General features: G+C 38.6%; 26 protein-coding genes. 17 read left to right on the forward strand and 9 right to left on the reverse strand.

From position 1 onward, the window contains the following. Window positions 1–43 precede the first annotated feature (43 nt). From B3E92_RS01845 to B3E92_RS01865, 5 genes are all read right to left on the reverse strand, one after another. Window positions 44–1,063 (reverse strand): SDR family NAD(P)-dependent oxidoreductase, encoded by a 1,020-nt coding sequence (locus tag B3E92_RS01845; protein ID WP_286895110.1) that lies wholly within the window; start codon window positions 1,061–1,063, stop codon window positions 44–46. A gap of 177 nt (window positions 1,064–1,240) precedes the next feature. Continuing rightward, on the reverse strand, window positions 1,241–1,750 hold the full coding sequence (locus B3E92_RS01850) for an STM3941 family protein (protein WP_286895112.1): 510 nt from the start codon (window positions 1,748–1,750) through the stop codon (window positions 1,241–1,243). A 201-nt stretch (window positions 1,751–1,951) separates the two neighbouring features. After that, window positions 1,952–2,659 (reverse strand): outer membrane beta-barrel protein, encoded by a 708-nt coding sequence (locus B3E92_RS01855; RefSeq protein WP_286895114.1) that lies wholly within the window; start codon window positions 2,657–2,659, stop codon window positions 1,952–1,954. A gap of 19 nt (window positions 2,660–2,678) precedes the next feature. Continuing rightward, window positions 2,679–2,909 (reverse strand): hypothetical protein, encoded by a 231-nt coding sequence (locus tag B3E92_RS01860; protein WP_286895116.1) that lies wholly within the window; start codon window positions 2,907–2,909, stop codon window positions 2,679–2,681. 94 nt (window positions 2,910–3,003) lie between these two features. Beyond that, the gene (locus B3E92_RS01865) at window positions 3,004–3,876 is read right to left on the reverse strand and encodes a carboxypeptidase-like regulatory domain-containing protein (protein WP_286895118.1); all 873 of its coding nucleotides are present in this window, start codon (window positions 3,874–3,876) and stop codon (window positions 3,004–3,006) included. Between the two features lie 275 nt (window positions 3,877–4,151). On the opposite strand from B3E92_RS01865, the gene B3E92_RS01870 reads away from it, so the two are divergent. The 5 genes from B3E92_RS01870 to B3E92_RS01890 all read left to right on the forward strand — a co-directional run bounded on the left by B3E92_RS01870 (window position 4,152) and on the right by B3E92_RS01890 (window position 8,389). Further along, on the forward strand, window positions 4,152–4,793 hold the full coding sequence (locus tag B3E92_RS01870; RefSeq protein ID WP_286895119.1) for a MarR family winged helix-turn-helix transcriptional regulator: 642 nt from the start codon (window positions 4,152–4,154) through the stop codon (window positions 4,791–4,793). 110 nt (window positions 4,794–4,903) lie between these two features. Next, complete coding sequence (locus tag B3E92_RS01875) at window positions 4,904–6,382, forward strand: phytoene desaturase family protein (RefSeq protein WP_070566812.1); 1,479 nt, start codon at window positions 4,904–4,906, stop codon at window positions 6,380–6,382. 4 nt (window positions 6,383–6,386) lie between these two features. After that, window positions 6,387–7,223, forward strand: coding sequence for a phytoene/squalene synthase family protein (locus B3E92_RS01880; RefSeq protein ID WP_070567139.1), 837 nt, complete (start codon window positions 6,387–6,389; stop codon window positions 7,221–7,223). 9 nt (window positions 7,224–7,232) lie between these two features. Then, a complete protein-coding gene (locus B3E92_RS01885; RefSeq protein WP_070566810.1) occupies window positions 7,233–7,691 on the forward strand; it encodes a sterol desaturase family protein in 459 nt (152 codons plus the stop codon). Continuing rightward, entirely contained in the window at window positions 7,688–8,389 is a 702-nt protein-coding gene (locus B3E92_RS01890) for a lycopene cyclase domain-containing protein (protein WP_070566807.1), read from the forward strand. The genes B3E92_RS01885 and B3E92_RS01890 overlap by 4 nt, the downstream gene beginning before the upstream one ends. Window positions 8,390–8,525: 136 nt before the next feature. Here B3E92_RS01890 and B3E92_RS01895 read toward each other — a convergent pair whose 3' ends face one another. Together B3E92_RS01895 and B3E92_RS01900 are read right to left on the reverse strand one after the other, a co-directional pair. Next, on the reverse strand, window positions 8,526–8,792 hold the full coding sequence (locus B3E92_RS01895; protein ID WP_139145013.1) for a hypothetical protein: 267 nt from the start codon (window positions 8,790–8,792) through the stop codon (window positions 8,526–8,528). A 142-nt stretch (window positions 8,793–8,934) separates the two neighbouring features. Then, window positions 8,935–9,213 carry a Crp/Fnr family transcriptional regulator gene (locus B3E92_RS01900; protein WP_139145012.1) on the reverse strand — a complete coding sequence of 93 codons (279 nt, stop codon included), beginning with the start codon at window positions 9,211–9,213 and terminating at the stop codon, window positions 8,935–8,937. Window positions 9,214–9,900: 687 nt separating this feature from the next. Between B3E92_RS01900 and B3E92_RS01905 the strand changes: the two genes are divergently transcribed. From B3E92_RS01905 to B3E92_RS01915, 3 genes are all read left to right on the forward strand, one after another. Next, window positions 9,901–10,974 carry an ATP-binding protein gene (locus tag B3E92_RS01905; protein ID WP_070566801.1) on the forward strand — a complete coding sequence of 358 codons (1,074 nt, stop codon included), beginning with the start codon at window positions 9,901–9,903 and terminating at the stop codon, window positions 10,972–10,974. Window positions 10,975–10,989: 15 nt separating this feature from the next. After that, entirely contained in the window at window positions 10,990–11,919 is a 930-nt protein-coding gene (locus B3E92_RS01910; RefSeq protein WP_239468821.1) for a helix-turn-helix domain-containing protein, read from the forward strand. 76 nt (window positions 11,920–11,995) lie between these two features. Then, complete coding sequence (locus B3E92_RS01915; RefSeq protein WP_286833521.1) at window positions 11,996–12,577, forward strand: NAD(P)H-dependent oxidoreductase; 582 nt, start codon at window positions 11,996–11,998, stop codon at window positions 12,575–12,577. 94 nt (window positions 12,578–12,671) lie between these two features. Here the strand turns inward: B3E92_RS01915 and B3E92_RS01920 are convergent, their stop codons facing one another. Beyond that, window positions 12,672–14,870: a hypothetical protein gene (locus tag B3E92_RS01920; protein ID WP_217493540.1), complete on the reverse strand. Its 2,199-nt coding sequence runs from the start codon at window positions 14,868–14,870 to the stop codon at window positions 12,672–12,674. 263 nt (window positions 14,871–15,133) lie between these two features. After that, the gene (locus tag B3E92_RS01925; RefSeq protein ID WP_112375903.1) at window positions 15,134–15,652 is read right to left on the reverse strand and encodes a ferritin-like domain-containing protein; all 519 of its coding nucleotides are present in this window, start codon (window positions 15,650–15,652) and stop codon (window positions 15,134–15,136) included. A gap of 363 nt (window positions 15,653–16,015) precedes the next feature. Between B3E92_RS01925 and B3E92_RS01930 the strand changes: the two genes are divergently transcribed. The 9 genes from B3E92_RS01930 to B3E92_RS01970 all read left to right on the forward strand — a co-directional run bounded on the left by B3E92_RS01930 (window position 16,016) and on the right by B3E92_RS01970 (window position 26,852). After that, entirely contained in the window at window positions 16,016–17,140 is a 1,125-nt protein-coding gene (locus B3E92_RS01930; protein ID WP_112375904.1) for an aldo/keto reductase, read from the forward strand. Between the two features lie 108 nt (window positions 17,141–17,248). Further along, window positions 17,249–17,893 (forward strand): Imm19 family immunity protein, encoded by a 645-nt coding sequence (locus B3E92_RS01935; protein WP_083295987.1) that lies wholly within the window; start codon window positions 17,249–17,251, stop codon window positions 17,891–17,893. 179 nt (window positions 17,894–18,072) lie between these two features. Beyond that, on the forward strand, window positions 18,073–18,624 hold the full coding sequence (locus B3E92_RS01940; RefSeq protein WP_286833519.1) for a putative glycolipid-binding domain-containing protein: 552 nt from the start codon (window positions 18,073–18,075) through the stop codon (window positions 18,622–18,624). Between the two features lie 139 nt (window positions 18,625–18,763). After that, the gene (locus B3E92_RS01945; protein WP_070566791.1) at window positions 18,764–19,102 is read left to right on the forward strand and encodes a hypothetical protein; all 339 of its coding nucleotides are present in this window, start codon (window positions 18,764–18,766) and stop codon (window positions 19,100–19,102) included. Between the two features lie 566 nt (window positions 19,103–19,668). After that, window positions 19,669–20,205, forward strand: a complete 537-nt coding sequence (locus B3E92_RS01950; RefSeq protein ID WP_112375906.1) for an RNA polymerase sigma-70 factor — start codon at window positions 19,669–19,671, stop codon at window positions 20,203–20,205. Between the two features lie 73 nt (window positions 20,206–20,278). Then, on the forward strand, window positions 20,279–21,259 hold the full coding sequence (locus B3E92_RS01955) for a FecR family protein (RefSeq protein WP_112375907.1): 981 nt from the start codon (window positions 20,279–20,281) through the stop codon (window positions 21,257–21,259). Window positions 21,260–21,344: 85 nt separating this feature from the next. After that, entirely contained in the window at window positions 21,345–23,387 is a 2,043-nt protein-coding gene (locus tag B3E92_RS01960) for a SusC/RagA family TonB-linked outer membrane protein (RefSeq protein ID WP_286895121.1), read from the forward strand. Then, a complete protein-coding gene (locus tag B3E92_RS01965; protein WP_286895123.1) occupies window positions 23,384–24,850 on the forward strand; it encodes a SusC/RagA family TonB-linked outer membrane protein in 1,467 nt (488 codons plus the stop codon). The genes B3E92_RS01960 and B3E92_RS01965 overlap by 4 nt, the downstream gene beginning before the upstream one ends. Window positions 24,851–24,860: 10 nt before the next feature. Continuing rightward, window positions 24,861–26,852 carry a RagB/SusD family nutrient uptake outer membrane protein gene (locus tag B3E92_RS01970; RefSeq protein ID WP_083295986.1) on the forward strand — a complete coding sequence of 664 codons (1,992 nt, stop codon included), beginning with the start codon at window positions 24,861–24,863 and terminating at the stop codon, window positions 26,850–26,852. Window positions 26,853–26,878 lie beyond the last annotated feature (26 nt).

Raw genomic sequence — 26,878 nt, forward strand, 5'->3', positions numbered from 1 at the left:
AAAAAATTAATAGCTAAATCTTTTATCGTAAGCCGTTTGGATATTAGTCGATATTGAACTTTACTCCGATCATTTCTTCACTAAGGTGCCAAAGGCGTTTTGCTGAATCTTTATCCAATGAATATTGTTGGACACCGTTCTGATGCAGTTTTGTATGGGTTGGGATTAAAGGATCTGTTGGTAGCAACTCTGCGATATCGTTATCTTCCAGATATACACAGCCTATTTCATCTAATAACGGACTGGTCGCTGCAAAAACCGTAGTCGCAGCACCTTGTGGAATGGTCTTCAATGCAGCCATTATCGCTGGGTGTATATTTCCATTTTCATCTAAAAATCCTAACTTCCTCCATTGTTCCGGGTCTGCATCCCGCCCCAATTCTGTACCTCCGATCGAGCCGGGATGTAAAGAATACGCCCTTATATTAAAATCTTTGGCTCGGTTATCTAGCTCTAAAGTGAAAAGATTGCTTGCCGTTTTTGATTGACCATAAGCCTGAAGAGTTTCATATTCGCGATTTTCAAAATTTGGATCTTCAAAATTGAAGGAAGAATTATGGTGTCCAAGAGAAGATACATTGACAACTCGTGCAGCACCCGCCTGTTTTAATGCGGGCCACAGTCTAGCTGTAAGATGAAATTGCCCTAAATAATTTGTCGCTAGTTGCGATTCAATTCCACGTTGGTCACGCTGCAAAGGGACCCACATAATACCGGCATTGTTGATTAGTAAATGAAGTGGTCTGCCTGATAAAATGAATTTTCTAGCAAATCTGTCAATAGAAGCTGGTTCAATCATATCCACTTCTTCGATTTCGATATTTACTATACCTGCTAAATTTACTTTTGCTTTTTCAACGTTTCTTGCAAGAACGATAACAGTTGCACCGGCAGAAGCGAGCGTTTTGGTAGTTTCAAGTCCGATTCGCGTATTACCTCCCGTTACAATTGCGATTTTATTGCTTAGATCAATTCCTTTAATGACGTCCTCGGAAGTAGATTTTGCTGTGAAGTCAGAACCGATTGGTTTCTGTAATGCCCCTTGATAATTGTTTGCTTTCATTTTTAAAAATTTGATTTTGTTAAGACAAAGTTAGGAGGGATTTTGACGCAGGGTTTTGTTTAGACGTCCTAACTTACTTTGTTTAAAAGATCAATGAAAAATATTAGGCGAACAACTCATTCAATTGATTTGTACAGGTTTTGAACGATTTTGGGGGATCTAATCTTTTTCTTTTTACTATTGCTGATACCGCTGATAATATGATTCAATGAGGTTTTTGAGCTCATTCAAGTCAAGCGACAACTGATCGGATGAAATGGCTATTCCATTTTCGAGCACATGTTGTTGTACTTGTGGAGCGAACTGCTGGATATAATTTTCGGGATTGTGTAGCTTCAAAAAAACAAAATGGACACCATGGGCCATCCCTGTTGAGACGGATTGAATCGCAGTCCATTTTACTGTCCCAACCTTTATTCCTACTGGTGTACCGTTATATCGAATACCATCTGCGTTTAATAGGAGGCCGGTTCGATTTTTATTAAATAGGGCCTTTATACCACCAATCAGACAATAACACCCTAAGCCTCCTAAGGTCAACATCAGTGACCCAGGGAAAATTCTTATTTTTTCGGCGACAAAGAAGATATAGTAGGCAAATGCCAAAGCCGCTATCGTCATCAGCAAACCAAACAGCGCTAATTTCAGGCGCTTTTTATTATCAAATTCTATGATAGTCTCATTCATAATTCACTTTTTCTTCTATGTATTTATAGGACTAAATTAGAATAACTTTCCTCAAATTTTCAAGGGAATTCCAATTCGTGGTGAATCGTTTTAAATTCGCGGTATTTTAATGTCTATCTGTATTTAAACTATTTTCTAAACTCAATTATATCCAGCGCTATGCCTCCACGAATCATCTGTGATGATCAAAGTATTGATGGGTTAATCTATCCTCGAATCCTTTTCGAGCTTTTTGGTCTGTTTTGCTGAAAAGGTTTTTCCAAAATTGTAGCTGAAACTCAATTTTGCATAGCGTGACTTCAATTTATTCACTGTTTCAATGCTAATCACATTGCCTAAACTGGAAATAGGTCCTTTTTGTAAGTTGAAAATATCCTCAATCGTGAGGGATATATTTAACTTGTCCTGAAGCACTTTTTGCTGTAAACCCGTCGTGATATATCCCGTTGCGCCATATTGCATTTGAAAACTATTTCTTTTCGATGCATAAAAGCCGAGTATTTGAACAGTAGTCTTTGGCAGAATATAGATGAAAGTATTGATCGACCCACTAAAGTTGACAATCCCAGGTAACAAAATATCTTCTGTATTGTTCGATCTGAAAGTTGGGCGTTGTGCTGATAAATATGTACTGACATTCACGCTGCTTCCAAACTTGTTTTGCGACATGACATAACCTCCAATTTGATTTAGATTGTAATCATTATAATAGTTAAACTCTGGACTCCCAACTTCCTCATTATATCTGGAGATATATGTAAACATATTCTTCGAGGAGTTTCCATATAAAGAAAATATCAGTGAATGGTTGCTATTCCACTTATGTGAATATTGCAGATCTAGCCTATTCGCAAAATATGGCTTCAAATGCGTGTTACCATTGGTGAAATAGATAGGATTATTGTTCACCGCAAAAGGATTGAGCATACTATACCCGGGACGTTCGATTCTTCTGTTCCCTGATAAAGCAGTCGGCGATATGAAAATTATTGTCCAAAAACATGAAGTCCTGCTGTTTAAGCTGCCTTTGAAATTGATCTTCCCGATTATAGATCGTAGCGTCTCTTTCATTAGGAAATTTGCCATAAAAGCTGGCGTACCAATAATTAAAAGAGAGTGTGCTCGTCGAATCAATATTATAAAGTGTATTGGTTTTCATGGAATGTGTTCTTTGGGATCTTTGGCTGGCCTGTTCTTGTCTATAGAGATAACTAGAATCGGGTAAGTAATAGTTTTTTATTAGATCGTTTCGTTTATGTAGGGTTTTCACTATATGAAAAATTATAGCCCACTGAAATTTCAAACTTACTTTTTTTAAGATTTAAATTGAGCGATTGGTCCGTCCCCCAAAGGGTGGAAACACTTGTACTTGCCGACCCAAAGAAGCCCAAATTGGAATTTTTCTTAAGTCTGATATCGAGCACACCTCCATCTCCGGCGGAATCATATGCCGCACCCGGACTTGTAAGCACGTTAACGGACGAGACCTCATTGCTCGGTAGAGATTTCAGGTAGTTCAATAAATCTTGACCACCCAAATTGACTTTCCGACCATTGATCAATACAGTAGCTCCTTTTCCAAGCAATTGTAATTTGCCTTCCATTTCATCAACTGTTAATCCCGGAACCTGCTTGAGCAGTTCTGCTATATTTGTACTATTGCCTAGTATATTGTTTTCCGCATTAAATCTATACCCACCGGTAATAAGTTCTAGGGGAGGTTTTCTGGAAGAAACTGCAACCTCCTCAAGCTTATTGTCAATCTTATGAAGCTTTATAGTACCCATATCTATATTGCTCCCGTTGGGTATTACAATTCTTTTTATCTGAAACTGAAAGCCCATATGATTGATTTTTAGGTAAAATGAACGCTGACTATGGGTCAATTGGAAGTCCCCACTTTCATTTGTCACCACTGTTCTGACAGGATTGCTGCCACTTTGATGATCCAGTAAGGATATGGAAACTAAATGAACAGGTTCGTTAGTAATAGAATCAACTACTTTTCCCGTAACAGTAAAGGTTGAATCGATGAATGAAATGATCGTCGTGTTAGACGAAGCATGAGATATAGCGAAAAACAACAGGTATGGGAGAACTAGGGCAATTTTTTTTAACTCTTTCATGTATTTAAGGTTCTTGTGCAAAGCTTGATGACAATTGTTTGCAGTTAGTGACTATAGGTTAGTCGAGCTCACGGAAAAAATGTTGCACGTGTAATAATAAAAACGAACATAACTTTAGAACCTTGGTCTTGTTATAGTTAAAGCAAGTCTCTATCCTCGATGGGTTACAGTTTGCCACTATTAAGGCTATGATGTTGGTTTATTTTTATTCTAAAAAATATTATTTTTAAAATAATTAAAACAAATATGGTATATTTATGTTCTAAATAAAGTATATGAAATATCAGCTTTTAAAAGAAATCATTGGATTAGTTGAAGAGTTTGAACAGGAAAACGTAGACGGAATCTATAGCACTGACGCAAATGGATTTAAACGTTGGATAGTAACAAAGGCAACCGATGTTCTCGAAGAACCCAATTGGGACGGTAAGGAAAATGGGCGTAGTCCGGAAAGTGTCATCAGCACGTTAATAGTGCATATGAATAGGTTCGCAAAAAGTTATTCAAAGGCTGCTATTTGGGAATCTGATTTTTCCACACAAGAGGAGTTTATCTATCTTATTACACTACGGTCCTTTGGTGAGATGACAAAAATGAAATTGATCAGAAGGAATATTCATGAAAAACCAGCCGGCATGGCCATTATAAACCGTTTGATCAAACAAGGTTGGATACGTCAACACGATTCAAAACTGGACCGCCGCAGTAAGTTGCTGTACATCACGGAAAATGGCTTGTCGGCATTGGACCGGCAAATGGGAAAGATACGTCATGCGACGCAGATTGTTTCAGGCGATTTGACCTACCACGAAAAAATAACATTGATAAGTTTATTGGATAAACTGAGCAAATTTCATCAATTAATCTATGATAGAAATATTGCACCGGAAAAATTGCTGGAGCAAGTGAAGTTATAATCCACATCGGGATGCGATAGAAATGACAAAAATCAATAGGATGTGTACATTACTAGTTGCGGTGCCAATAAGTATTGGGAATTGCCCAAGTAGTTTAGCTAAAAAAACAAATGAAAAAGAAGGTAGCCGTTATTGGCGCAGGTTTTTCGGGTCTTTCAGCGGCAGCGTATCTTGCTAAAGCAGGGTACGATGTGCATGTTTTTGAGAAACATACGCAGCCCGGTGGAAGGGCGAGACAATTCAGTACGAAAGAAGGATTTAAATTTGATATGGGACCGAGCTGGTACTGGATGCCCGATATCATTGAGTCCTTTTTTTCGGATTTTGGATGCAGCACAGCTGATTTTTTTGAGCTTGTATCGCTCAATCCTCAATTTGAAATGATATTTGACTCCGGACAAGTTCGTGTTCCGGAATCCTATCAGCAATTAAAACTATTATTTGAACAGATCGAACCTGGGGCTGGTACGCAGTTAGATCGATTTATGGAAGCTGCAAAATTTAAGTATGAAGTGGGGATGCGGGATTTCGTCAATAAACCCTGTCACAATTGGGGCGAATTTCTCTCTCCAAAGATTGCACTTAGCGCTTTTAAGCTAGATTTGCTTTCCAATTTCCGATCCTATGTTGCCAAATATTTTAAGGACCAACGATTGCGGACATTAATGGAATTTCCGGTCATATTTCTGGGCGCCTCACCCAAGGATATTCCGGCATTATATAGCCTGATGAACTACGGCGGTTACGCACTTGGCACTCATTATCCGAAAGGAGGTTTTTTTCAATTAGTACTGGCGATGCAGCAAGTAGCGGAGAGGCAAGGTGTCACTTTTCATTTCGATCATAATGTTGATACATTAAAAATTGAAAAGAATAAGATCACTTCATTAGGTGTTAATGGCGTAGATTACGCATTTGATCTTGTGGTTGCATCCGCTGATTATCATCATATCGAAACACTACTTACCAAGGATTTGAGAAACTATGATGAAGATTATTGGAAGAGTAGGACCTTTGCCCCTTCGAGTTTGATATATTATCTGGGGATGAAATCGTCCATTCCAAATCTAACACACCATACACTGTTCTTTGAGCATCCGTTGGACGATCATATTGACTGTATATATGGTGAAAAAAAATGGCCCCAAAATCCACTGTTCTATGTATGTTGTCCATCCAAAACGGATCCTCATGTGGCTCCCCCAGGCAGTGAGAACCTCTTCTTGTTGATGCCGTTGGCGACAGCTATCTCAGACGATGATGAAACACGTGAAAAATACCTAATTAAGATGTTAGAGCGTTTGGAAAAGCATACTGGTACAAAAAACCTATACGAGCAGATTACATACAAGAGAAGTTACTGCGTAAGCGACTTTATCAGCGATTACAATGCTTACGCTGGAAATGCTTATGGGCTAGCAAATACATTAAAACAGACAGCGGTATGGAAACCCAAGATTAGAAATAAGAAAGTCCATAATCTTTTTTATTCAGGTCAGCTGACAGTTCCTGGTCCCGGAGTACCTCCATCCATCTTATCGGGGAAAATTGTTGCCAAAGAAGCCATTGAATTATATCGTAAAACATAAGACCATGAAAAAGCTATTTGATGAACTCGCTTATGAAGTAAGCAAAAAAACAACTGAAAAGTATAGTACAAGTTTCTCGCTTGGTATATTGGCCCTCAAGCCAAGCATTAGGGCTAGTATTTATGCAATCTATGGCTACGTAAGGTTGGCTGATGAAATAGTCGATAGTTTTCATGGTTATGATAAGCAGCGACTTTTGGCGAGGTTATACCTCGAGACTAACTGTGCTTTAGAGGAAGGTATCTCATTAAATCCGATATTACAGTCTTTTCAGGAGACGGTGCATAAGTATGCTATCGACATCGAGCTGATCCGACAATTTCTGCATAGCATGGAAATGGATCTGAATAAGGTCGACTATAATTCCGAACGTTATAAAGAATATATTTATGGTTCGGCTGAAGTGGTGGGGCTGATGTGTTTACAGGTTTTTACAGAAGGTAATAGACAGCGCTATGAGGAGTTAAAACCTTACGCCATGAAACTGGGTTCTGCATTTCAAAAAATAAACTTCTTGCGTGACCTCAAGGAAGATTATCAGGTGCTTGGACGTACCTATTTTCCAAACCTGGATATGGCGGTGTTTGACAATGCACTCAAAAGCCAGATTGAGGATGAGATACACAGCGAATTTAAGGAAGCGCTTTTGGGAATCAAAAAATTGCCTGCATCGGCAAAATTTGGCGTTTATCTGGCTTATAAATATTATCTTTCACTATTTGCGAAGATTCGGAAAAAATCCTCCAAAGAAATTTTGGAAAGCAGGATTAGGATACCTAATGCACAAAAAGCCTACGTTGCTTTTAAAAGTTATCTACGTTACAAAGCTGCTTACTTATAAAATAGAGTTATGAATTTTATTACAGTATTGGTCACTTTTATTGCTATGGAGGGCGCCACCTGGCTTATCCATAAATACATTATGCACGGCTTTCTCTGGATATTACATCGCGATCACCATGATCACAGCAATGTGGGGTTTCTGGAAAAGAATGATTACTTTTTTATCATTTTTGCCCTTCCCACGATCGCGTTGATGTATTTTGGGTCGTTAAAGGCGTACAATTATCTGTTTTATATTGGATTGGGAATTATGCTCTATGGTATGGCATATTTCTTTGTGCATGATATATTTATCCATCAACGTTTCAAATGGTTGAGTAAAACGAATAACCCTTACTTTTTAGCGCTTCGTCGCGCCCATAAACAACACCATAAACATTTAGGCAAAGAGGAGGGCGAGTGTTTTGGCTTTTTATATGTTCCAATGAAATACTTTAAAATGTATACTAACAATGAAAAAATATGATGCAATATACTTATTCGCTTATCTTATTTTTTACGGTCATAATCTGTTTTGTCGCATCCTTCGACAAGCGGCTTCGATTCGATCGTGAGTTCATCCCATTTTTAAAGGCATCAGCGCTTGTTGCTGTATTTTTTATAGCTTGGGATGTCTGGTTTACCAGTAAGGGAGTGTGGTGGTTTGACACAAGATATACCTTGGGACTGGCTATAGCAGGACTACCATTGGAAGAATGGCTATTCTTTATCTTCATCCCTTTTTCATGTATTTTTACCTATTTCTGCATCGATAAATTTTTTAGATTACAATCGCTATCGGCTTTTAATAATGTTGTTGTCTTTGTAAGTTTCATTATATGTGCTGTTGTTGCCCTTCGATATGCTGACAGAATCTATACCGTAGTTACCGCTGCTGTGACTATGGTGACATTGGTGCTTTTTCACTTTGTATTTCGGATACAATGGATTACGCAGGCCTCTTTAGTCTTCACTTTGCTGATGCTGGGCTTTTTACCTGTCAACGGCATACTTACCGGAACAGGATTGGAGTCCCCTATTGTCAATTACAATCCAATGGAATTTATGGGGATTAGGGTACTTACGATTCCGGTTGAAGATGCAGTGTACGGATACACTCAGTTTTTGTGGGTTCTTTACTTTTTCAAAAAGTTTCAAAGTATGCCCCTAAAATCCAATCTATAAAGTGGATGCATTTGGACAGCTCAAATAAGCTCAGAAATCCGCTGCTTGATTTTTTGGAAAGTAAATCCATGTTTGTAATGGATTTACTTTATCGACTCTCACTTTGAATTAAAAATACCTTAATTAATTTTTTTGCTTATTGTTTTACCCAGTAAAAAGTTTTTGAAAAGATGCCTTTATGGGCCACAATTTTCAACTTTTTTCCCTGCAGGTACATTTCGCAATTGCCTTTTTGGCCAGTATCATGGTTTTCCACAGTCCCCTTCCATTCATTTTTTTCAAAACGCACATTGTAGAGGGTTGGACGTCCTTTGGGATCAAGACCAGAAAATTTTCCGTTGCTGTAAGTGATGGTGATAATGAAGCCTTCCTCGGTTTTCCATTTACCTGCAAAAATTATCATTGGAGGATTGAGCAACACTCATTATTGCCATGAAGATGATGACAAGGGATGACAGTATTTTTTTCATATGTAATGATTTCATACTGCAAAGCAAATTAAAATAATCTGCAGTGTTTTTAATATATCTTAAAAATGAAATCGACTACCTGCACGCGCGTATCACGCTTAGTGTTTGTTGGGTAATACCCAGATAGGAGGCAATATGTCCCAAGGAGGCTCTTAGCAATATGCCAGGAAATTTGTCGAGCATATTTTTATAGCGTTGCTCGGCAGTTTGAAATTGTAATGCAAGAGTTTTTTCGGATAGCATACTAATCACTTGCAGCGATACCTGCAGCCGGAAGTTCTTAAAAGCAGGGATGCTATTACAGAGTTCGTCGAGTTTGCTATAGGGGATAGCACGCAAACAAGCTTCTTCCAATACCTGTTTACCATAGGGGTGGGGGCGGTCAAAAAAAAACTTTCAAAAGATATCAGGAAATTATTCTCGTCGAAAAAATAATGAGTGATATCCTTTCCATCTAAATTATAAAAAGCGCGTAATAGTCCTTTTTCAATAAAATAAACATTTTGGTGGTGATTGTCAGGATGTGCCAGTACAGTACCTTTCGCAAATATTTGTTTACTAAAGGCTCTGCCGATAGCATCACATTCGGCGCTGTTCAATTTTATGTTTCTAAGTAGATAAGATAAGAGTTCCATTTACTTCAAATATAGAAAAATGCAACAGGCTGCCCATAATTCCTCTCCAAATTTATTTGAATATTCTCCAAGTCCATCAGGCAATAAATGGATTAATTTCACCGTTGGCAAAAGAGTGTGAAATGTATGCCCAAGATTGAATTTTTTAATACCTAATGGATTGTGCAGCAAGTTGCTTTAAGTAGGAGATAGTATCTGGTATAAGAAATGATATTTCAGCCCTTACCAAGCTTTCTATTTTGTAGCAATCCTGTAACGATTGATGTCAGTAATCAATTCAGCCCTATTGCTGTTTAAAATGAATTTAAAAATTTTTAGATGGACCCAAATTACGGTTTTGAGCTTTAATACCGCAAAACAATATCTGTTTTTTTCTTGTTTTTATTCATAATATATAGGGTATTTAATGAATAAAAACAAGAAAATTAGTGACTTAACTCAACTCAACGAAGACCTGGAAAACTATTTTAGCAATACCATTATCCCGCAGTTATTCGTTGATGCTAACTTAATTTTAAGAAAGTTCACTCCACCAGCAATGAAGCAGTTTGATCTTAAATCTGAATTCATAGGAATGCCGCTAGAGGATATAAGAGAAAATTTTAGATTTCCGACCTTTATCAGTAATATAAACACGGTGATAGCGACAGGTAAAATCTTGGAGAAAGAAATACAGACTACAGATTTAAAGTGGTACCAGATGAATATACTCCCTTATCATGTCCGTAATGAGAACCGGACGAATGGAGTCATTATTACATTTGTAGATATTACGCCAAGAGTAAAGGATCTTAAAGAACAAGAACGGCTTGTTCTAGAACATGAGTTGCTGCTCGATACAATAGCCCATGATATTAAAAATCCATTATTGGTACTTAAACTAACATTTGGGTTAATGAAGGAATTTAAGGATAAAAATTCAGCGAAATTCTTGCCCTTAATGCAAAATCATGAGAAAAGTTTGGTAGAAATAAAAAAAATAATAGATGATCTGACCGAAAGTCGTTGGGAAAAGCAGAAGTATCAGGCATCAACTGAACTGATCGATCTTCCAAATATTCTAGAGGACGTGCGGTTGAGTTTAGCACCGCAGCTGATAGAAACCGATGCAATCATCCGACAGGATTTAAAAGTTTCGGAATTTACTTTTGTACGACGTAAGCTGCGTAGTGTGCTCTATAATCTGATGAATAATGCGATTAAATATACACCAGAGTCACAGTCTCCAGAAATTCTAGTGCAATCTTTCAAGGAAGATGGCTATGTCGTTATTTCTGTAAAGGATAATGGGATAGGCATGGGGCCAGAAGTGCAGCAGACGATTTTTGAGAAATTTAAACGCGCAACCAAAATGGTCGATGGATCTGGCGTAGGTCTATATTTGGTCAATACGATTGTGACACAAGCTGGTGGAAAGATCGACTTAATAAGTGAGCCTGGGCATGGAACAGAAATAAAGATCTTTTTGAAGCAAGATTAGGTTTGAACTTCGGAAATGATTGATTTAATTGATCATGTTGAATTTGTTCGTAGATTAGAGGAGAAACACCAAAATAGCAGTAGCAAAAGATCAACAGTTTTAATATGGATGCCACAAATCATGAAAGCAGACGAACAGACATACCGTAGTTACAGGCTTTCCATTGCAAGCGAATTTGAAACGGTGTTTTCTCATTTTTATTTTGCAGAGAACAATTCAGCAACTGCCCTAACGAAAACATTGTTGCCGTCTTTTCAGACTATTATGGTGTTCAACTTTGGTACAATAGTCCGATTGGTTTCTGATGCCAAAAATGAAATCGAGGTGGACAAATGCATCGTACTAGGTCCCTTAAAATCTGCCTTTGAATATACACTTCTCCCCGGATCACAAATTTTAGTGGTTAATTTCAAGGGCGATGCATTTTATCGTTTTTTTGGAAAGGCATTTCTTTCACAGCATTTGCCAATAAACCCAGATGAAGTTATAAGTGAAAATTGTTTTAGCTACCTGTGGCATCAGTTGAACGGTATGACAAGTGTATCAGACCGAGTAAACTGCATTCTCGATTTTTGCAGACCTTACTTAAAATCACAGCACAGCACCGCGGCTTTATTGGCTAATTTTAAAGACAGTACACGCAATCCAGTCAAGACCATTGCCGAAGAAACCGGGCAAACTGAAAGAAATGTGCAATTGACGCAAAAAAAGCATTTTGGCTATAGCTCCAAAGAGCTTAGTAGATACCAGCGTTTTGTAAAAGCAATTGAACTGATACAACATGTTCTTTTATCATCGAAAAAAGTGGACTGGTTTGAAATTATAGCTGAATGTGGATATTACGACCAAAGCCAGCTTATCCGGGATTTTAAGCATTTTATCAATCTTTCCCCAAGAAATTTTGTTCGATTTCAGCAAGATATCTGCCGGGCTTCAGGAGAATAGCCTTTTCGTTTTCTTACAATTTTTCCGTTTACTTTCAGGCTATTTTTGTTTTATTCAATTACTTAAAAAAAAAAAAATGAAACATCTTATTATTTATGCCCATCCAAATACGGCAAGTTTAAATCATTTATTCAAGCAAACAATTGAAGAAACACTCCTGCAACAAAAGAACGAAGTTGTAGTCAGGGATCTGTATCAGCTTAATTTCGACCCTGTGCTGTCCCTTGAAGATATGGACGGACAACGCAGGGGCATCGTAAGCGAAGCAATTAGAAAGGAACAGCAACATATTGCCTGGGCTGAAGCTGTTACCTTTATTTATCCGATATGGTGGACAGGTATGCCGGCTATGATGAAAGGGTATATCGATAGGGTATTCAGCTACGGATTTGCCTATAGGTACGATAACGGAGTACAAAAAGGACTGTTGGCCGGTAAGACCGCCTACATTATCAATTCACATGGAAAATCAAAGGCTGAATATCAGGAAATAGGAATGGATAGGGCGCTGATACTGACCTCCGACAGAGGTATCTATACCTATTGTGGCTTCGATGTGAAGTGCCATTTATTCTTTGACCGTGCCGACCGTGCAGCAGCAGAAACGATAGATGAATGGAAAATGGAAATCGTTGATGCTTATTCCTTGGTTCGATAAAGTCCTTTTACCAAGAAGTTAATTTCAGCTATATTAACTTCTTGGGAGGACGGAGGTGATCTTGATCGGATATGCTATCAACTTTTTTGTTCATCTATTTTCTTGTTATTCTAACCATCCCAGCTCCGGCTAATTCGTAAAAACCAGTACGACTTGAATGCACACGTTTATATGATGATTTAACTTTTTGTTCTACGCTTATTTTGGTTAATACTTCTCTGGAAAAGCCTAAAAGCCTCATTTGTGCCCGGAGCAGATCACTGCCCTCCAATCGGAAAGTGACTGAATCTTTGCCGACTCGAAAGTTTGAAATTGGGTAATTTATAAAAACTATTCCACCCCAATTGGCCACTTTAAAATACTGTCGTGGTATGATACCAAAGGCCAGTCCGGCGCCATATACTTCCTGGCCGACTTCACCGCTTTTCTCCCAGCCATCATGTATGTCTTGAAGTGGAATCCATAGATCTTTTTGTATTTCACCCGTTTTGGTTTTTTCGACAATCATTTCTGTCGGAAGTAGCGGAGGGTAATAGTAGGCGAGTCGGCCCGCAGCATACTTGATAAATTCCGGGATCAATATTTTTAGCGATGGAAGAATAGCCATTCCTGCTGCCACCTCAAGATAATGATGCAGGGCAGCAAATACTTCCAGCTCTTCGTATGCCGCGGTATAGGGGGCATCTTTCAAGGGAAAAACAGAAAAAAAATAAGGAAAGTTTTTGCCGTAACCATAATTGCATTCCCACAATTGACAGTTTTTAAATATGCCGGCGAGGCAGCAATAGCTTAGTTTTAGGTAATGCTCATCGTCGGTCACCTTATACATCTCCAAAAAGGCCCCCGCAGCAAATGCCGTATTGTTGGCCTGATAAAATATATCAAAGGCCAGACCGTCTAAACTTTTAAGTGCTCTGCTTGCTTCCAGAAAAAATCGTTTTTCTTTGGTCAGCTGCCAGGCCAGGAGCATAACGTGTGCATATGATCCCGGGACGTCTTTTTCACCACCTTTACCTGGAGTCGTTTCGGCTTTTAATACCTCCAAAGTGGTCATCTTATAAAAGACAGGCCATTGATAGTCAAAATGTTTGGCAACCTTTATCGCATAATCTATCGAATCCAGAAATAGTTTTTCAGCCATCTTGTCGCCCCGCAATGCAAGCCTGGCGAGGTTTAACAAGGGGTGATGTAGATACCAGGAGTCCATTACCATCTCACTCTTTTGCTCTTCGGAATGATCCAAGTCATCTTTTAACGAAGGGTGCCACCTGACTAAACTCTTTATAGACTTATCATAAAATGAGGTGAGTCCATCGGAGAGCTCCTGCAACAAAGGGTGCTGCTCTCCGGTCCAGGTAAGATACTCATGCAATGGGAGTATGACGGCAAGCTGCACCATGATTTCTGCAGGCGTTTTGTAGTCGCCCACATAAGCATTCAGATAAGGACTGCCGTCTGTTTGTGTCCAGCAACCTTTGTTGTTCGAAATATTATCCAGGATCTTTTCAGCCGACTGCAGCCAATTATGTTGGCTGGCTTCAGGCTTAGGAAGGAGGAGGTATATTGATGCCAGTGAATCGAGGTAACTTTCAACGACCTCGACGTCACTTTCGGGAATCTTTTCATCGAGCTGTACAAAAGCATCCGAAATGATATATTCTTTATTGGCCGGCAATGGTTTTTCAGCGTTTACAGGAAACTGGAACCCCAGTTCTGGCCATTCACCGCCGACAGTTTCCCGGAGTGATACTTCTGTTTCCTGGCAATAGGGAGACATGGCTGTGAGATTCTGAAAATAGAACACCGAACCGGCTTTTGGCTTTGTCATACTAAAATAAAGCTGTCCTGACCGGGACCCTACCTGTTTGGCATGTATTTTTCCCACTGTATTTTCAGTATTTCCATCTTTAGTCAAGGGAACAATATCGCGGGGCCAAAACGGGATAAGAAGCGGTAATTTCGTTCGCAAGGTCGTGGTATAACGAAAGGTGGCGCGCAGACTTTCGGGAAAGAAGACAATGATTCGATAATAGGCTAACCTAGTAGAAGCAGTGATAAGGATCTCATCGGGAGCTTCGGAGATCGTCACCTTTTCAAACCTGCTATTCATCCCAAAGGCCAGTCTAAAGGCTATGCTAGCGCCCGTTGGCCAGATAACCACGAGCCAAATCGAATCGCCTGGATTATGAATTTTGAGTCTGTATGTTTTTAGGTCTATTTCAAAAATAGACGTAGAATCTGCTATATCAGCCTGGACCGTTGCTGTCCAAGGAGTGACGGGATTTATCATCATGCTAATTTCTTAACTGTATAATGTGCTTGTCTCCTTATAGGAAGAGAAGCAAGGTAACAATCGTTTTAACAATTGATGTTTATGGTACAACTACGGTGAAAACGTGTTTGTCCTGTTTTTCAATTAGGCTGATGAAAGGAATAACTAAGCTTTGAAGAAAATAAAGTGATTGTGGCTAGGGATAGGATGTGTTTTGCTAAAGATACCTCAATGGACGATTGCACAGGTATAATAAATGCCCGGATTACCGGGCATTTATTAACTTATGACGCAGACTCGTTTACTGACGAGACGGCTATTTCTGTGAGTAATGTATCGGTTTGCTTTTCCTCATCTAGTGTTTGTTGAAGCAATTGCTCGGCTTCAGTATGGTTCATTAATTTTGCAAATGTGACAAGGCAACCATAGCTGGCGATTTCATAATGTTCAACTTTTTGGGCTGCAGAAATGAGTGCCGCATCTAGTGCTGGATCGCCTTCAAAATTTTCAATGATTTCATCAGCTTCCTCCAGCAGACCTTCCATAGCTTTACATTTTTTCCCGCGGGCAGCAATGCCCAACGCTCCAAATACTTCTTTAAGCCGCTCGATTTGTCCTTCAGTTTGGCTGTGGTGCTCCTCAAATGCTTGTTTTAATTGTTCGTCTTCTGCGGCTTTGCTCATTTTCTTTAAACCTTTTAAGAGCTGTTTCTCCGCGCCTAAAATATCTTTTAATTCGTCTACAAATAACTCATGTAAATGCTCGTTTGGCATTTGTTGCTGATTTTGATTCGATTTTGCCATAATTCTTTTTAGAGATGGACACGAGTGGGGAGAAGATCGTTTTTAAAAATTCTTAATTTTGATTTCTGTTTTGTCAATTCGGGAGTACAATTATTGGAAAAGGTCTAAAACGTATTGCCGGGGATCAACTATTTCTAATTTTTTTAATTGTGCTGGATCTACCAATCTATTTCTTGGTGTGGTCACTAATAGTATGCCATCGTCCTTCATGCGATAGCGATGATCTGCTATAGTGATGATCTTCTAAAACAAAGCAGGCCTGAGAATGGTTTTTTTAGCAGAATCCTGATTGCTATATGCATATTGAATTTGGCCATTGCAAATAAATAGCACAGTCAAGGGAATTTAGATAAGGTGCCGCGTATGAAAAGAAGAAAATTTATAGTGCAAACAGGCCTTGCAGGATCGGGCTTAATCTTTAGCGCAGCGGCACCTAATATTTTGGTAAGAACAATTAAAGAACATAGTATGGTAAAACCTGATAATTTAAGCAAACACAGACGTTTTCGCTCCAATAATAAAGCCGGGTTTGGTGGCGTGGCATTAGGGAATGGCTTTCAGCAAAACGCAGATCTAGAATGTCTCCAAGCAGTAGAAGCAGCTTGGAATGCTGGGATACGATTATTTGATACTTCCCCATGGTACGGATTGGGCATCAGCGAACGCAGAATGGGCTTGTTTTTAAAAGATCAGCCACGCGACAGCTTTACCCTTTCCACTAAAGTAGGACGACTCTTAGAACCTAAAGAGGACTTTACCATGGAACAGTTGTTATGGAAGGGTAAAATGAATTTTCGTTATCAATACGATTACAGTGCTGCCGGTGTGAGAAAAAGCGTAGAGGATAGCTTACAGCGCATGGGCTTATCATCTATAGATATCGTATATATTCATGATCTTTCACCCGACAATGGTGATATGAAAGACAGCTATGGAAGTTACTTTGAGCAAGCGGCGAAAGGAGCGATGCCCGAGCTGACTAAAATGAGAGAAGAAGGTATAATAAAAGGATGGGGGCTAGGTGTCAATACCATCGAACCAATTTTGCAAACATTAGACATGGCAGATCCCGATATTTTTCTTTCAGCCTGCCAATATTCGTTGATTAAACATGATGACGATTTGAATAAGGTTTTCCCAAAGATCGCTGAGAGAGGGTTGTCGATTGTTGTAGGCGCACCACTGTGTGCTGGATTTCTGTCAGGCAGGGACCGCTACCTATATGATGGAACGTTTCCTGCTGGGGTTAAAGAAAAGTTGAATGCTTTACAAAGGGTGGCTGACGATCATGCTGTAGACCTGCGGACAGCTGCATTGCAATTCGCTGCAGCACCAGACGAGGTTTCAGGAGTGATACCCGGAGCACATACCGTAAAGCAGGCCATTCAAAATGCGGAATCTTTCAAGACTAAAATTTCCGCCGATTTTTGGGAAGAATTAAAACATGAAAAATTAATTGCGGCAAATGCTCCCGTACCAAAAGCATAGCATTTAGAATCGTACCTTAAATAAATTGGCTTGCCGTATCGAATTTGAATAACAGTATCTAAATATGAATAGACAAATTACACAAAACAACATAAAAGACAATACAACATAAAAGACAATACATTCTTTTGGTATAGCTATATTAAATGGTTCAATGGATACGACGAAATAAACGAGATCAACATTGACGAAGCATTAGAAGTTATCGGCATTGACAAAGAAAAATTAGCGGAATGGGAAGAACGATTTTTTTCGCTAGATGACTTTGGAGAAGTTTCAAAATTTATCGAAGGAAAATTAGATGGAGATACGACCTTCTTAATTGAATTTCAAGATCATGAAATTAGATTTTTTCTTAACGACATTTACTTTGGGAAGTTAGGTGGGCATTTTGAAGCTTGGTTTCTAACTTGGGATGAACTGTTATCACTTCAACAGTTTGAACAATTATTTCTGCTTATGTTACCAATGACAGCAATTGAAAGAGAGCAAAGAGACCATGCGAAGCAGATTATATATAACCATTTAAAGACAGTACCACAGTTTGAGCAAAGTGCGGAATATATTTCTAAATGTATTTTAAACGGACTTTTAATTGACGAGGTCTTTTTTGAGCTTGATGAAGTGGGTACAGTAAACAATCAAAATCATAGTGTTCGAAATATTCGAAAATATCCAAGATATAAAGAAAACATAATTGAATTGAATAAAATCTTAAAAAAAAATTGCAATAAAAAACTCGGCTCATTATAGTTACGCCAGATCCGCGGCTCATGAAATTCTGGTGCGATCTTTCAAAGAAAATGGCTATGTTGTTATTGCTGAAAAGCTCTTTGATACTTTGCCAAATAAAAAGTTTTTTTAAAATGCCTTAATGCGCCACAATTTTGATTAAAGTCTCTGCAAAAATGAGCGATAAATAAATTTTAAAGATGAAAATATTAATTTGGAAGGGCATTATCTACAATTCCCTCGAATATTTTAAACTGACACAACAGGGAGGCTTTTTTATGGTCGATTCCAACATTATTGGGTATTATGAAGATAAAATCTATACCCTCAAATATCATTTGAAGATTGACGAGCATTGGAATGTTCAAGGTCTTGATTTAGAATATGAAGTGAATGGCGTTAATAAAAGAATAAAAGGAAATAAAGTTAAAAATGACTGGGAAATAAATGGATCGATTATAATCGATTTTCAGGGTATTGATTATATTGATATCTCCCTCACACCATTTACCAATACACTTCCGATCAATAGTTTGAATCTCGAAGTCGGTGAGAGTACGGATATCAAAGTGCTCTATTTTGATATTCTAAACGACGGCATAAAACCAGTTCATCAGAACTATTCGAAAACGAACATGTTAACCTTTCAATACAAGAATGTTCCGAAAGATTTTGAGGCCGACCTTGATGTAGATCATTTGGGTTTAGTGGTCAATTATCCGGGGTTATTTACCAAGGTAGCCGAAATTTAGCAAGCATCTTCCGGAGCTCAGAAGAACTTCGATTTATAGTCCCTGCGTTTGCACCGGAAAAGGCGAAATCGTGACGAAGTTTCTAAAAACAATATTCCTTTTTAGTGCTGTCTTAGCTATGTAACATAAACAGAGCACAATGAATTTTGATATGATTAAATGTGAGGACCTCGGCCAGGCCATACATATACCAAACACGACGGACGACCATCACGAAGAAACCTGGTTTGTGAAATTTGGCGAGGAAATAATAGGTGTTGGACTTTTTCCAAAACAAAGCTCGAACTGCGTTTTGGCAATCGTTGGCGATAGCTATGACGACAAGAAAATACTGGGCGACATTGATGCACATGATAAAGTGATTATTGAAGGATTGAATATCGCTTTTGAAGGCTACTTAAGATCCATCCGCGGTGATGTAGTCATCGGCGAAAAGCAAGTAGATGATTTCTCGCACAATAATCAAAAGTTGGATTAATACCCTATAAAAAAACTGCTCAACTGTTGAGGCAGTTTTTTTTTATCCTTAGCGAAGTACGCTTGTGCGGCTTTCATTTCCGGAAATGAGCATAACAAGGCAGACACGAGGATGTTAAAATATGCTGAAATAGGTTTATCCTCTAATTTAAGAATTAATGTGGATTTTTTTTGTTTAAACAATTGATATTCTTACAGTCAACCAAGTTTGTGTTCCTACGATATTATGGGCTTTATTTTATAATGTAGAGACAAAATATATCGCTGCTGGGGAGTACAGCTACTCTAGTGTGTCGATTGATCCCCAACTTTGCTGCTTCTTATCCAGTTTTAGATCTTTCAATGAAATAAACATATAACTATACCAACGTGATACTATGATTTCGAGTCCAAAGCAAAATTTGGACTAATTTTTTATTTAAAAATTTTATATATCGTTTTATACATTTATAAAAAAATATTAATATTGTATTTATGTAATACATAATATTGTTGGCATTTTTTCTTAATCTAACCAATTAATCTTAAACATCTGCTAACCTTTGAAAGAACATTTTTAATTACGATATGGAATCGAATCAAGTGGAAAGTCGAATAGAGCATAAAATTTTGCGCTGTTTAAAAGACGGAGATATGCAAGCATTTTCCTTAGTTTATAATTTTTACTGGGATGGCCTCTATGACTTTGCTTTACGATTAATGAAGGAAGAAGCGCTAGCACAAGATGTTTTGCATGATGTCTTTACCGAGTTGTGGGCCCGTCATAAACGATTAAACATCCAGTCATCGTTAAAAGATTATTTATTCATTTGTACAAAAAACAGATGTTTTAAGCTGCTGAGGAAATTACGTAGGTTAAATGAAGTAGAGGATCACCTGTTATTAGACATAGCGATTGAGCATGATGAGTTTTCGTATAAAGAGCTTTCTGATCAGCTTGATGGCTTACTAGCAAGACTTCCAATCAAAACAAGGGCAATATTTATTATGAGTCGAGAAGATGATTTATCCTACAAACAAATCGCAAAAAAAATGAATCTTAGTATTAAATCTGTCGAATATCATATATCAAAAGTCTTGAATAAATTACGAAAAGCCTTATAATTATATCCGCCTTTTCGTTAACTTGTCGTATTAACAAATTAAAATCTTTCAAATTCATCTGTATTCTAAGCATATGCCCCTAAACGATAGCGAAGATATAAAAAAACATACTTTTGATCGTATTCTAACAACGATTAGTCGAAAGAAACGTAAAAAGCGTTTGTTGAATGGGGCTATCCTATTTTTTGTTTTATCTATTTGTTCTGCTAGCTTATACTTTTTTTATTCTCGTTCCATTAATATCTCCCCCCAAAAATCTGAGCATATTTATGCGGATATTACAGCTGGAGATATCACAATTTCAGGGTCAAGGCCCATTTCCCTTGTTGAATGGGAGAATAATAAAAACAAACCTTTCAAAGTCAGTAAAAAGAAAGATATGTTGATTATTGAACCGACAGAATCATCAACCTCCGAATTTGATGATGTTGTTCTGCGCGTTGGGGTTGGTGGATTGTATAAGGTTTTGTTAAAAGATGGAACTATAGTATTTCTTAATTCCAATTCCGAGCTAAGCTACAAAGGTGATTTTTTAAAAAATCGGATTTTAAGTTTAAAAGGGGAAGCCTTTTTTGAGGTTGCAAAGAGACAACAGGCTGGTATTAAACAGGAATTTACTGTTCTGACAGGGAAACAGCGGATAGCTGTATTAGGTACTAAGTTTAATGTTTTGTCTCGTGAAAAGATCGAGCAGACTGTATTAACAGAAGGAAGTATAGCTTTGAGAAGTATGAAATCAGGAAAAAATGAGTTTCTTGTTCCTGGAGAGAGAGCCATGCTGGATGATCAAGGATCTATTGATAAAACAACTGCTATAACCGAAGATTATACATCGTGGAAAGATGGTAATTTGTATTACGAAAATAAAAGCTTGCGCTATATTCTCTCAGATCTCGCTAATATTTATCCGATTCATTTTGATCCCAATAAAGTTCCCAATCGAAATTTTACACTTTTTCTTAAAAGAGATCGCTCGTTTTCTGAGATTTTGGATCTCATAAAAAGATCAGGCAATTTGAACATCACGTTAAAAGGTCATGAATTAATTTTTTAAAAAAATTTTTTAGGGTAATCGCGTTTGGGAGACTCTTTATTGTAAGAATGGGAATAATGCCCCTTTTACAATAAAGCCTAAAAATATGAATAAAAAATTTCACCTGAGAAAAAACAAATTTTGGTTTGTTCGGGACCAATCTGCTTTAACTTTTCTAAAGCGATCGTCAAGAATAGGTACTATCCTTGGTTTAATAGCTCTTCAAAGCCTTCCCTTAGCCAAGGCACAAGAATTAAACCTCAATCTAAAAAATGCAACCTTATCAGAGGTCCTAAAAGAGATACGTAAACAAACGGGATATCAGATTATTTATGATTCGGATATTTTGCAAAACAAAAAATTAATCTCTTATTCTGGTTCCAAATTGGATTTGAGGTTAGTGTTGAAAAAAGCGCTCACGGAGCAGGATCTAGATTTTGTGATTGAAGGTAAAACTATTATTGTTAAACCACAGGAAAGGAATAGTTTCAAAAATATCCCAAATCAAAAATTAGAAAAGATAGAGATTAAAGGTACAGTTTTGAATGCATCGGGAAAACCAATTGCGGGTGTGACTGTGACAGAAAGAGGTACCTCAAATACTGTATTGACAGCAGAAGACGGAACATTTACTTTAAAAGTAGCAAATGAAAAATCTATTTTGGATTTTTCCTATGTGGGGTATGCTTCTTTAAGTGAAAACGCTAGTCGCAACCCAATGCTGTTGACAATGGCCAGTCAGGATAGAGCCTTGGAAGAAGTTGTCGTAGTGGGGTACGGAACTCAAAAGAAGGCAAATTTGACTGGTGCGGTTTCTTCCCTTGATGGTAAAGAGTTAGAGTCAAGACCTGTGCAGAATGTTGGACAGGCGCTGCAGGGCATGATTCCTGGGTTGAATTTACAGACAACTGGATTGGGCGGCGAGCTAAATCAAAATCTAAGCGTCAATATCCGTGGTGCGGGGACGATAGGCGTAGGGTCGAGTTCATCAGTTTTGGTTTTAATTGATGGGATGGAAGGTAATATGAATGCGCTGAATCCTCAGGATATTGAAAATATCACCGTGCTTAAAGATGCAGCAGCTTCTGCTATTTACGGCTCCAGGGCACCTTTTGGAGTTATCCTCATTACAACAAAATCTGGAAAATCGGGGAAGATAACAGCAAATTATAACAATAATATAAGACTGGGCAAGCCAAGAGGGCTACCAACGATGTTAGATTCCAAAACATTTGCTTACTATTTTAATGAAGTCGCAGCAAACGATGGTGAGGGTGCAAAATTTTCGCAGGAGGTATTGGAACGGATTGACGCTTATCAGAAAGGAGAAATAGAAACGACAACTACCCCAAATGCTAGTGACAGATTTCAATACTATACGGGATCTAATGGGAATACAAACTGGTTTAAAGAGTTTTATAGGGACTTTACAACTTCCCATGAACATACGCTCAGTTTGAATGGCGGTACTGAAAAGCTAAATTTTTATAGTTCTGCAAATTACATGGATCAAAATGGTTTGAACAGATTTGCCAATGATAATTTTCAACGATATTCGATAGCTACGAAAATCAATGCAAAGATTAGCGATAAGGTGGACCTCATGTACAATACGCGTTTTGTACGTGAAGACTACGAAAAAGCAAGCCATATGAATGATTTATATTATCATAATATAGCGAGAAGATGGCCTACGATACCTTTGTACGACCCAAATGGAAATTATTCCGAACCAAGTGAAATATTGCAGCTGCAGCAAGGAGGACGTTCAAAATTTCAGAAAGATTTTCTTTATCAGCAGCTACAATTACATTATCAGCCAATCAAAAACTGGAATATAACAGGAAATGTCAATTACCGCATTACGACTCAAAATGACCATGCCGAAATTTTGAAAGCTTATTCAAATGATGCAAAAGGAAACCCGTTTCTCCTTGCAGTAGGATACAATGCTGCGGGGTATACCAATGTGTCTGAATACAATCGCAAAGACGAATATTTCAGTACAAATTTCTTTTCAGATTATTCCTTTGACCTCAACGATGATCATCATTTCAAAATTTTGGCTGGTTTCAATTCAGAGCTCAATAAGTATAGAGATCTCAATGGAAGCATGAGCGATCTGATCACAGATAATATCCGACATTGAATACTGCCACCACCAATCCAAGGGCTTCTGGGGGCTATCAACATTGGGCTACCGCTGGTTTTTTTGGACGATTAAACTATAGCTACAAAGATAGGTATCTTTTTGAGGCTAACGGACGATACGACGGCTCTTCACGTTTTCCAAGAGATTTGCGCTGGAATCTCTTCCCCTCAGTTTCCGCTGGATGGAATGTAGCAAATGAGTCATTTTGGCCTATTAAGGAGCATGTTTCCATGTTTAAGTTACGTGGTTCCTATGGCGAGTTGGGAAACCAATATACGGACAATTGGTATCCTTTTTATGCAACAATGCCAGTAAGTATAGCTAATGGTACCTGGCTTTTGAATGGACAAAAAACAAATACAGCCAGTGCACCTGGGCTTATTGCCTCAACTTTGACCTGGGAGCGTGTATCAAGCTGGAATGTGGGGTTGGATCTGCGGGCACTTTCCAATCGTTTAGGTTTATCTCTTGAAGTCTATCGTCGGAATACATTCGATATGATAGGACCAGCACCAGAACTTCCCGCTATTTTGGGTACAGCTGTGCCGCGATTAAACAATGCCGAGATGAACTCCAGAGGCTTTGAAATTGAGTTAAATTGGAAAGATCATATCGGTAAATTGAATTATAGCGCGCGAGCTGTCCTTTCCGACGACCGTCAGACAGTCACCAAATATCCTAATCCTACAGGTACGTTGAGTACCTGGTACGATGGCCGCAAGAATGGGGAGATCTGGGGATATCAAACTTTAGGAATAGCACAGAGCGCAGAAGAAATGGCTGCACACCTCGCTAATGCCAAACAGTCTTTCGGGACAAACTGGCAAGCTGGGGATATTATGTATGCTGATCTCAACGGAGACGGTCAGGTTAATAATGGAGCCAATACGTTGGCGAACCCAGGGGATCTGGCAATTATAGGAAATTCGGCCCCACGCTATCGTTATAGTTTTGATTTAAATTTCAATTATAGTGGATTCGATTTAGGGATTTTCTTGCAAGGTGTTGGAAAACGCGATTATATGCCCAATGGCCCATATTTTTGGGGGGCGAATGGCGGGATGTGGCAGTCTGCTGGATTTGTTGAGAATATGAACTTCTACCGCGATGAGAATTCCACGATGGTACAGAACGGTGTTTTAGGTGTTAATAAAGATTCCTATTTACCAAGACCTTATTTTAACACCTCAAAAAATCAGCAAACACAAACTAAATATTTGCAGAGCGCTGCTTATTTACGTTTAAAGAATGCTCAATTTGGATATACGTTTTCTCCACAGCTATTGGCCAAGATAGGATTTACCAAAATTCGTATTTATGCATCAGGTGAGAATTTGTTGACTTTTACCAAAATGGCTAAGGTTTTTGATCCGGAAACCGTTGGACTAGGAGGATGGAACGATGGAAAAACATATCCATTTTCGACGACTTATTCTTTTGGCCTTAACTTGAATTTTTAATTAGATATATATGAAAACGACATATTATTTTTCTACAATTTCTTGGTTGTTATCGATGACCGTGCTGTTCACTTTGCATTCCTGTAACAAGTATCTGGACAGGGAACCCTTATCCAATGTAACGCCGCAGGAATATTTAAATACCGAAGCTGATTTAGCCGCATATACGGTTGGACGTTATGCCTTTCCATCACATTCTGGCTGGGGGCTTGGCACATTTGCCAACGATAACGGTACCGATAACCAGGTGACTTCAAGTTATTCGACTCGTTGGGTTCCGGGAGAATGGCGTGTGCCGAGTTCGGGCGGCGAATGGGATTTTGCTCAGATTAGACAGTTGAACTATTTTCTCGAACAGGTACTTCCAAAATGGAAGAGCGGTAAGTTAACAGGAAATTCAGCAAATATAACTCATTATGTGGGTGAAGCGTATTTTTTGAGAGCGTATGAATATTTTAATAAAGTACAGGCGCTGGGTGATTTTCCGATTGTTAAAAATACACTCAAAGATAATATGGAGGAGCTGACGGCTACTTCCATTCGACAACCTAGAAATATGGTGGTTAGATTTATTCTTTCTGATTTGGATTCGGCAATTACGTTGTTGAACGATGTAGCCCCTGACGGAAAAAACCGTATTTCAAAAAAGGCCGCTTTACTTTTTAAATCTCGTGTAGGGTTATTTGAAGGCTCTTGGCTAAAATACCACAAAGGAACTGCTTTCGTCCCTGGCGGAACTGGCTGGCCGGGCGCAAAATCGCACCCAAATTTTTCGATCAATATCGATAATGAGATCAATTATTTCTTAGAACAGTCGATGACTGCAGCTGCTCAGGTAGCCGATGCAGTCGAACTTGTCGGAAATACAAAGGATGATGGTTATAATTCATCTTCGAACCCCTATTTCAAAATGTTTGGCGACGAGAATCTAAATGGTTACAGCGAAGTACTTTTATGGCGGAGTTATTCAATGCCTTTAGGAATTACGCATGCTGTAAATCACTACATGAACCGTAATGGCGGAAATTCTGGATATTCAAGAGGCCTTGTGGAAAATTTTACGATGAAAAACGGACTGCCTATTTATGTTTCGAACTCCGGTTATGCAGGCGACGATTCCATCAGCCTCGTCAAAAAAAATCGGGATAATCGCTTACAGCTCTTTATGAAAGCACCTGGTGAATTGAGTTATACCAACCAGATTTCTTCGACAGGTGCTGTACAGACAGAGCCGAGACCAGATATTATCGGACTAGCCGAAACAAGGTACGTGACAGGTTATGCCGTGAAAAAAGGAATGAGTTATCTTTTTGCCCAAGCTGAGGGACAGACTGGTACCACAGGCTCAATTATATTTCGTGCTGTTGAGGCTTATTTAAACTATATTGAAGCAAGTTATCTTGCAAAGGGAATGATCGATGCAAAAGCGAATAGTTACTGGACAAAAATCAGAGAAAGAGCAGGTGTAAATACAGATTTTATGGCAACCGTAAATGCGACAGACATGCAAAAGGAAGCTCAAGGTGATTTTGCAGCATATTCTGCTGGGCAGTTACTATCCGACAAACTTCTTTATAATATTAGAAGGGAGCGCCGTTTAGAACTAGTTGCTGAGGGATTTAGATTTAATGATCTTAGGCGTTGGCGGGCGTTGGATCAATTGGCAAGCAATCCATACATTATTGAAGGGATGAGACTGTGGGGGCCTATGCAAGACTGGTACAAAGATAAAGGTGTATCGACTTTAATCGTACCCGGCACAGCAGGAAAAACCGCAAATGTGTCCTCACCACAGGAAAGTCAATATTTAAGACCCTATCGGATTAATCTTTCGGCTAACAATCTTGTTCTAAAAGGCTATAGCTGGACCAGTGCCCACTATTTGTCTCCTATAGCCATAAGTCATTTGAGCATAACTTCAACAGATGGTAGCCCAGCTGGTTCAATTATTTATCAAAATCCGAATTGGCCTTTAGTTGCCAATCAGGGAGCCAATCAATAATTGGTCGGAACCTTTACGAAAACTTT

Source organism: Sphingobacterium sp. UBA6317 (assembly GCF_002440385.1).
Classification (GTDB): Bacteria; Bacteroidota; Bacteroidia; order Sphingobacteriales; family Sphingobacteriaceae; genus Sphingobacterium; species Sphingobacterium multivorum.

Coding starts and splice junctions, on each gene's coding strand:
- B3E92_RS01845 (WP_286895110.1), bottom strand. CDS start 1,063: ATGAAAGCAAACAATTATCAAGGGGCATTACAGAAACCAATCGGTTCT.
- B3E92_RS01850 (WP_286895112.1), bottom strand. CDS start 1,750: ATGAATGAGACTATCATAGAATTTGATAATAAAAAGCGCCTGAAATTA.
- B3E92_RS01860 (WP_286895116.1), bottom strand. CDS start 2,909: ATGAAAACCAATACACTTTATAATATTGATTCGACGAGCACACTCTCT.
- B3E92_RS01865 (WP_286895118.1), bottom strand. CDS start 3,876: ATGAAAGAGTTAAAAAAAATTGCCCTAGTTCTCCCATACCTGTTGTTT.
- B3E92_RS01870 (WP_286895119.1), top strand. CDS start 4,152: ATGAAATATCAGCTTTTAAAAGAAATCATTGGATTAGTTGAAGAGTTT.
- B3E92_RS01875 (WP_070566812.1), top strand. CDS start 4,904: ATGAAAAAGAAGGTAGCCGTTATTGGCGCAGGTTTTTCGGGTCTTTCA.
- B3E92_RS01880 (WP_070567139.1), top strand. CDS start 6,387: ATGAAAAAGCTATTTGATGAACTCGCTTATGAAGTAAGCAAAAAAACA.
- B3E92_RS01885 (WP_070566810.1), top strand. CDS start 7,233: ATGAATTTTATTACAGTATTGGTCACTTTTATTGCTATGGAGGGCGCC.
- B3E92_RS01890 (WP_070566807.1), top strand. CDS start 7,688: ATGATGCAATATACTTATTCGCTTATCTTATTTTTTACGGTCATAATC.
- B3E92_RS01895 (WP_139145013.1), bottom strand. CDS start 8,792: ATGATAATTTTTGCAGGTAAATGGAAAACCGAGGAAGGCTTCATTATC.
- B3E92_RS01905 (WP_070566801.1), top strand. CDS start 9,901: ATGAATAAAAACAAGAAAATTAGTGACTTAACTCAACTCAACGAAGAC.
- B3E92_RS01910 (WP_239468821.1), top strand. CDS start 10,990: ATGATTGATTTAATTGATCATGTTGAATTTGTTCGTAGATTAGAGGAG.
- B3E92_RS01915 (WP_286833521.1), top strand. CDS start 11,996: ATGAAACATCTTATTATTTATGCCCATCCAAATACGGCAAGTTTAAAT.
- B3E92_RS01920 (WP_217493540.1), bottom strand. CDS start 14,870: ATGATGATAAATCCCGTCACTCCTTGGACAGCAACGGTCCAGGCTGAT.
- B3E92_RS01925 (WP_112375903.1), bottom strand. CDS start 15,652: ATGGCAAAATCGAATCAAAATCAGCAACAAATGCCAAACGAGCATTTA.
- B3E92_RS01930 (WP_112375904.1), top strand. CDS start 16,016: ATGAAAAGAAGAAAATTTATAGTGCAAACAGGCCTTGCAGGATCGGGC.
- B3E92_RS01940 (WP_286833519.1), top strand. CDS start 18,073: ATGAAAATATTAATTTGGAAGGGCATTATCTACAATTCCCTCGAATAT.
- B3E92_RS01945 (WP_070566791.1), top strand. CDS start 18,764: ATGAATTTTGATATGATTAAATGTGAGGACCTCGGCCAGGCCATACAT.
- B3E92_RS01950 (WP_112375906.1), top strand. CDS start 19,669: ATGGAATCGAATCAAGTGGAAAGTCGAATAGAGCATAAAATTTTGCGC.
- B3E92_RS01955 (WP_112375907.1), top strand. CDS start 20,279: ATGCCCCTAAACGATAGCGAAGATATAAAAAAACATACTTTTGATCGT.
- B3E92_RS01960 (WP_286895121.1), top strand. CDS start 21,345: ATGAATAAAAAATTTCACCTGAGAAAAAACAAATTTTGGTTTGTTCGG.
- B3E92_RS01970 (WP_083295986.1), top strand. CDS start 24,861: ATGAAAACGACATATTATTTTTCTACAATTTCTTGGTTGTTATCGATG.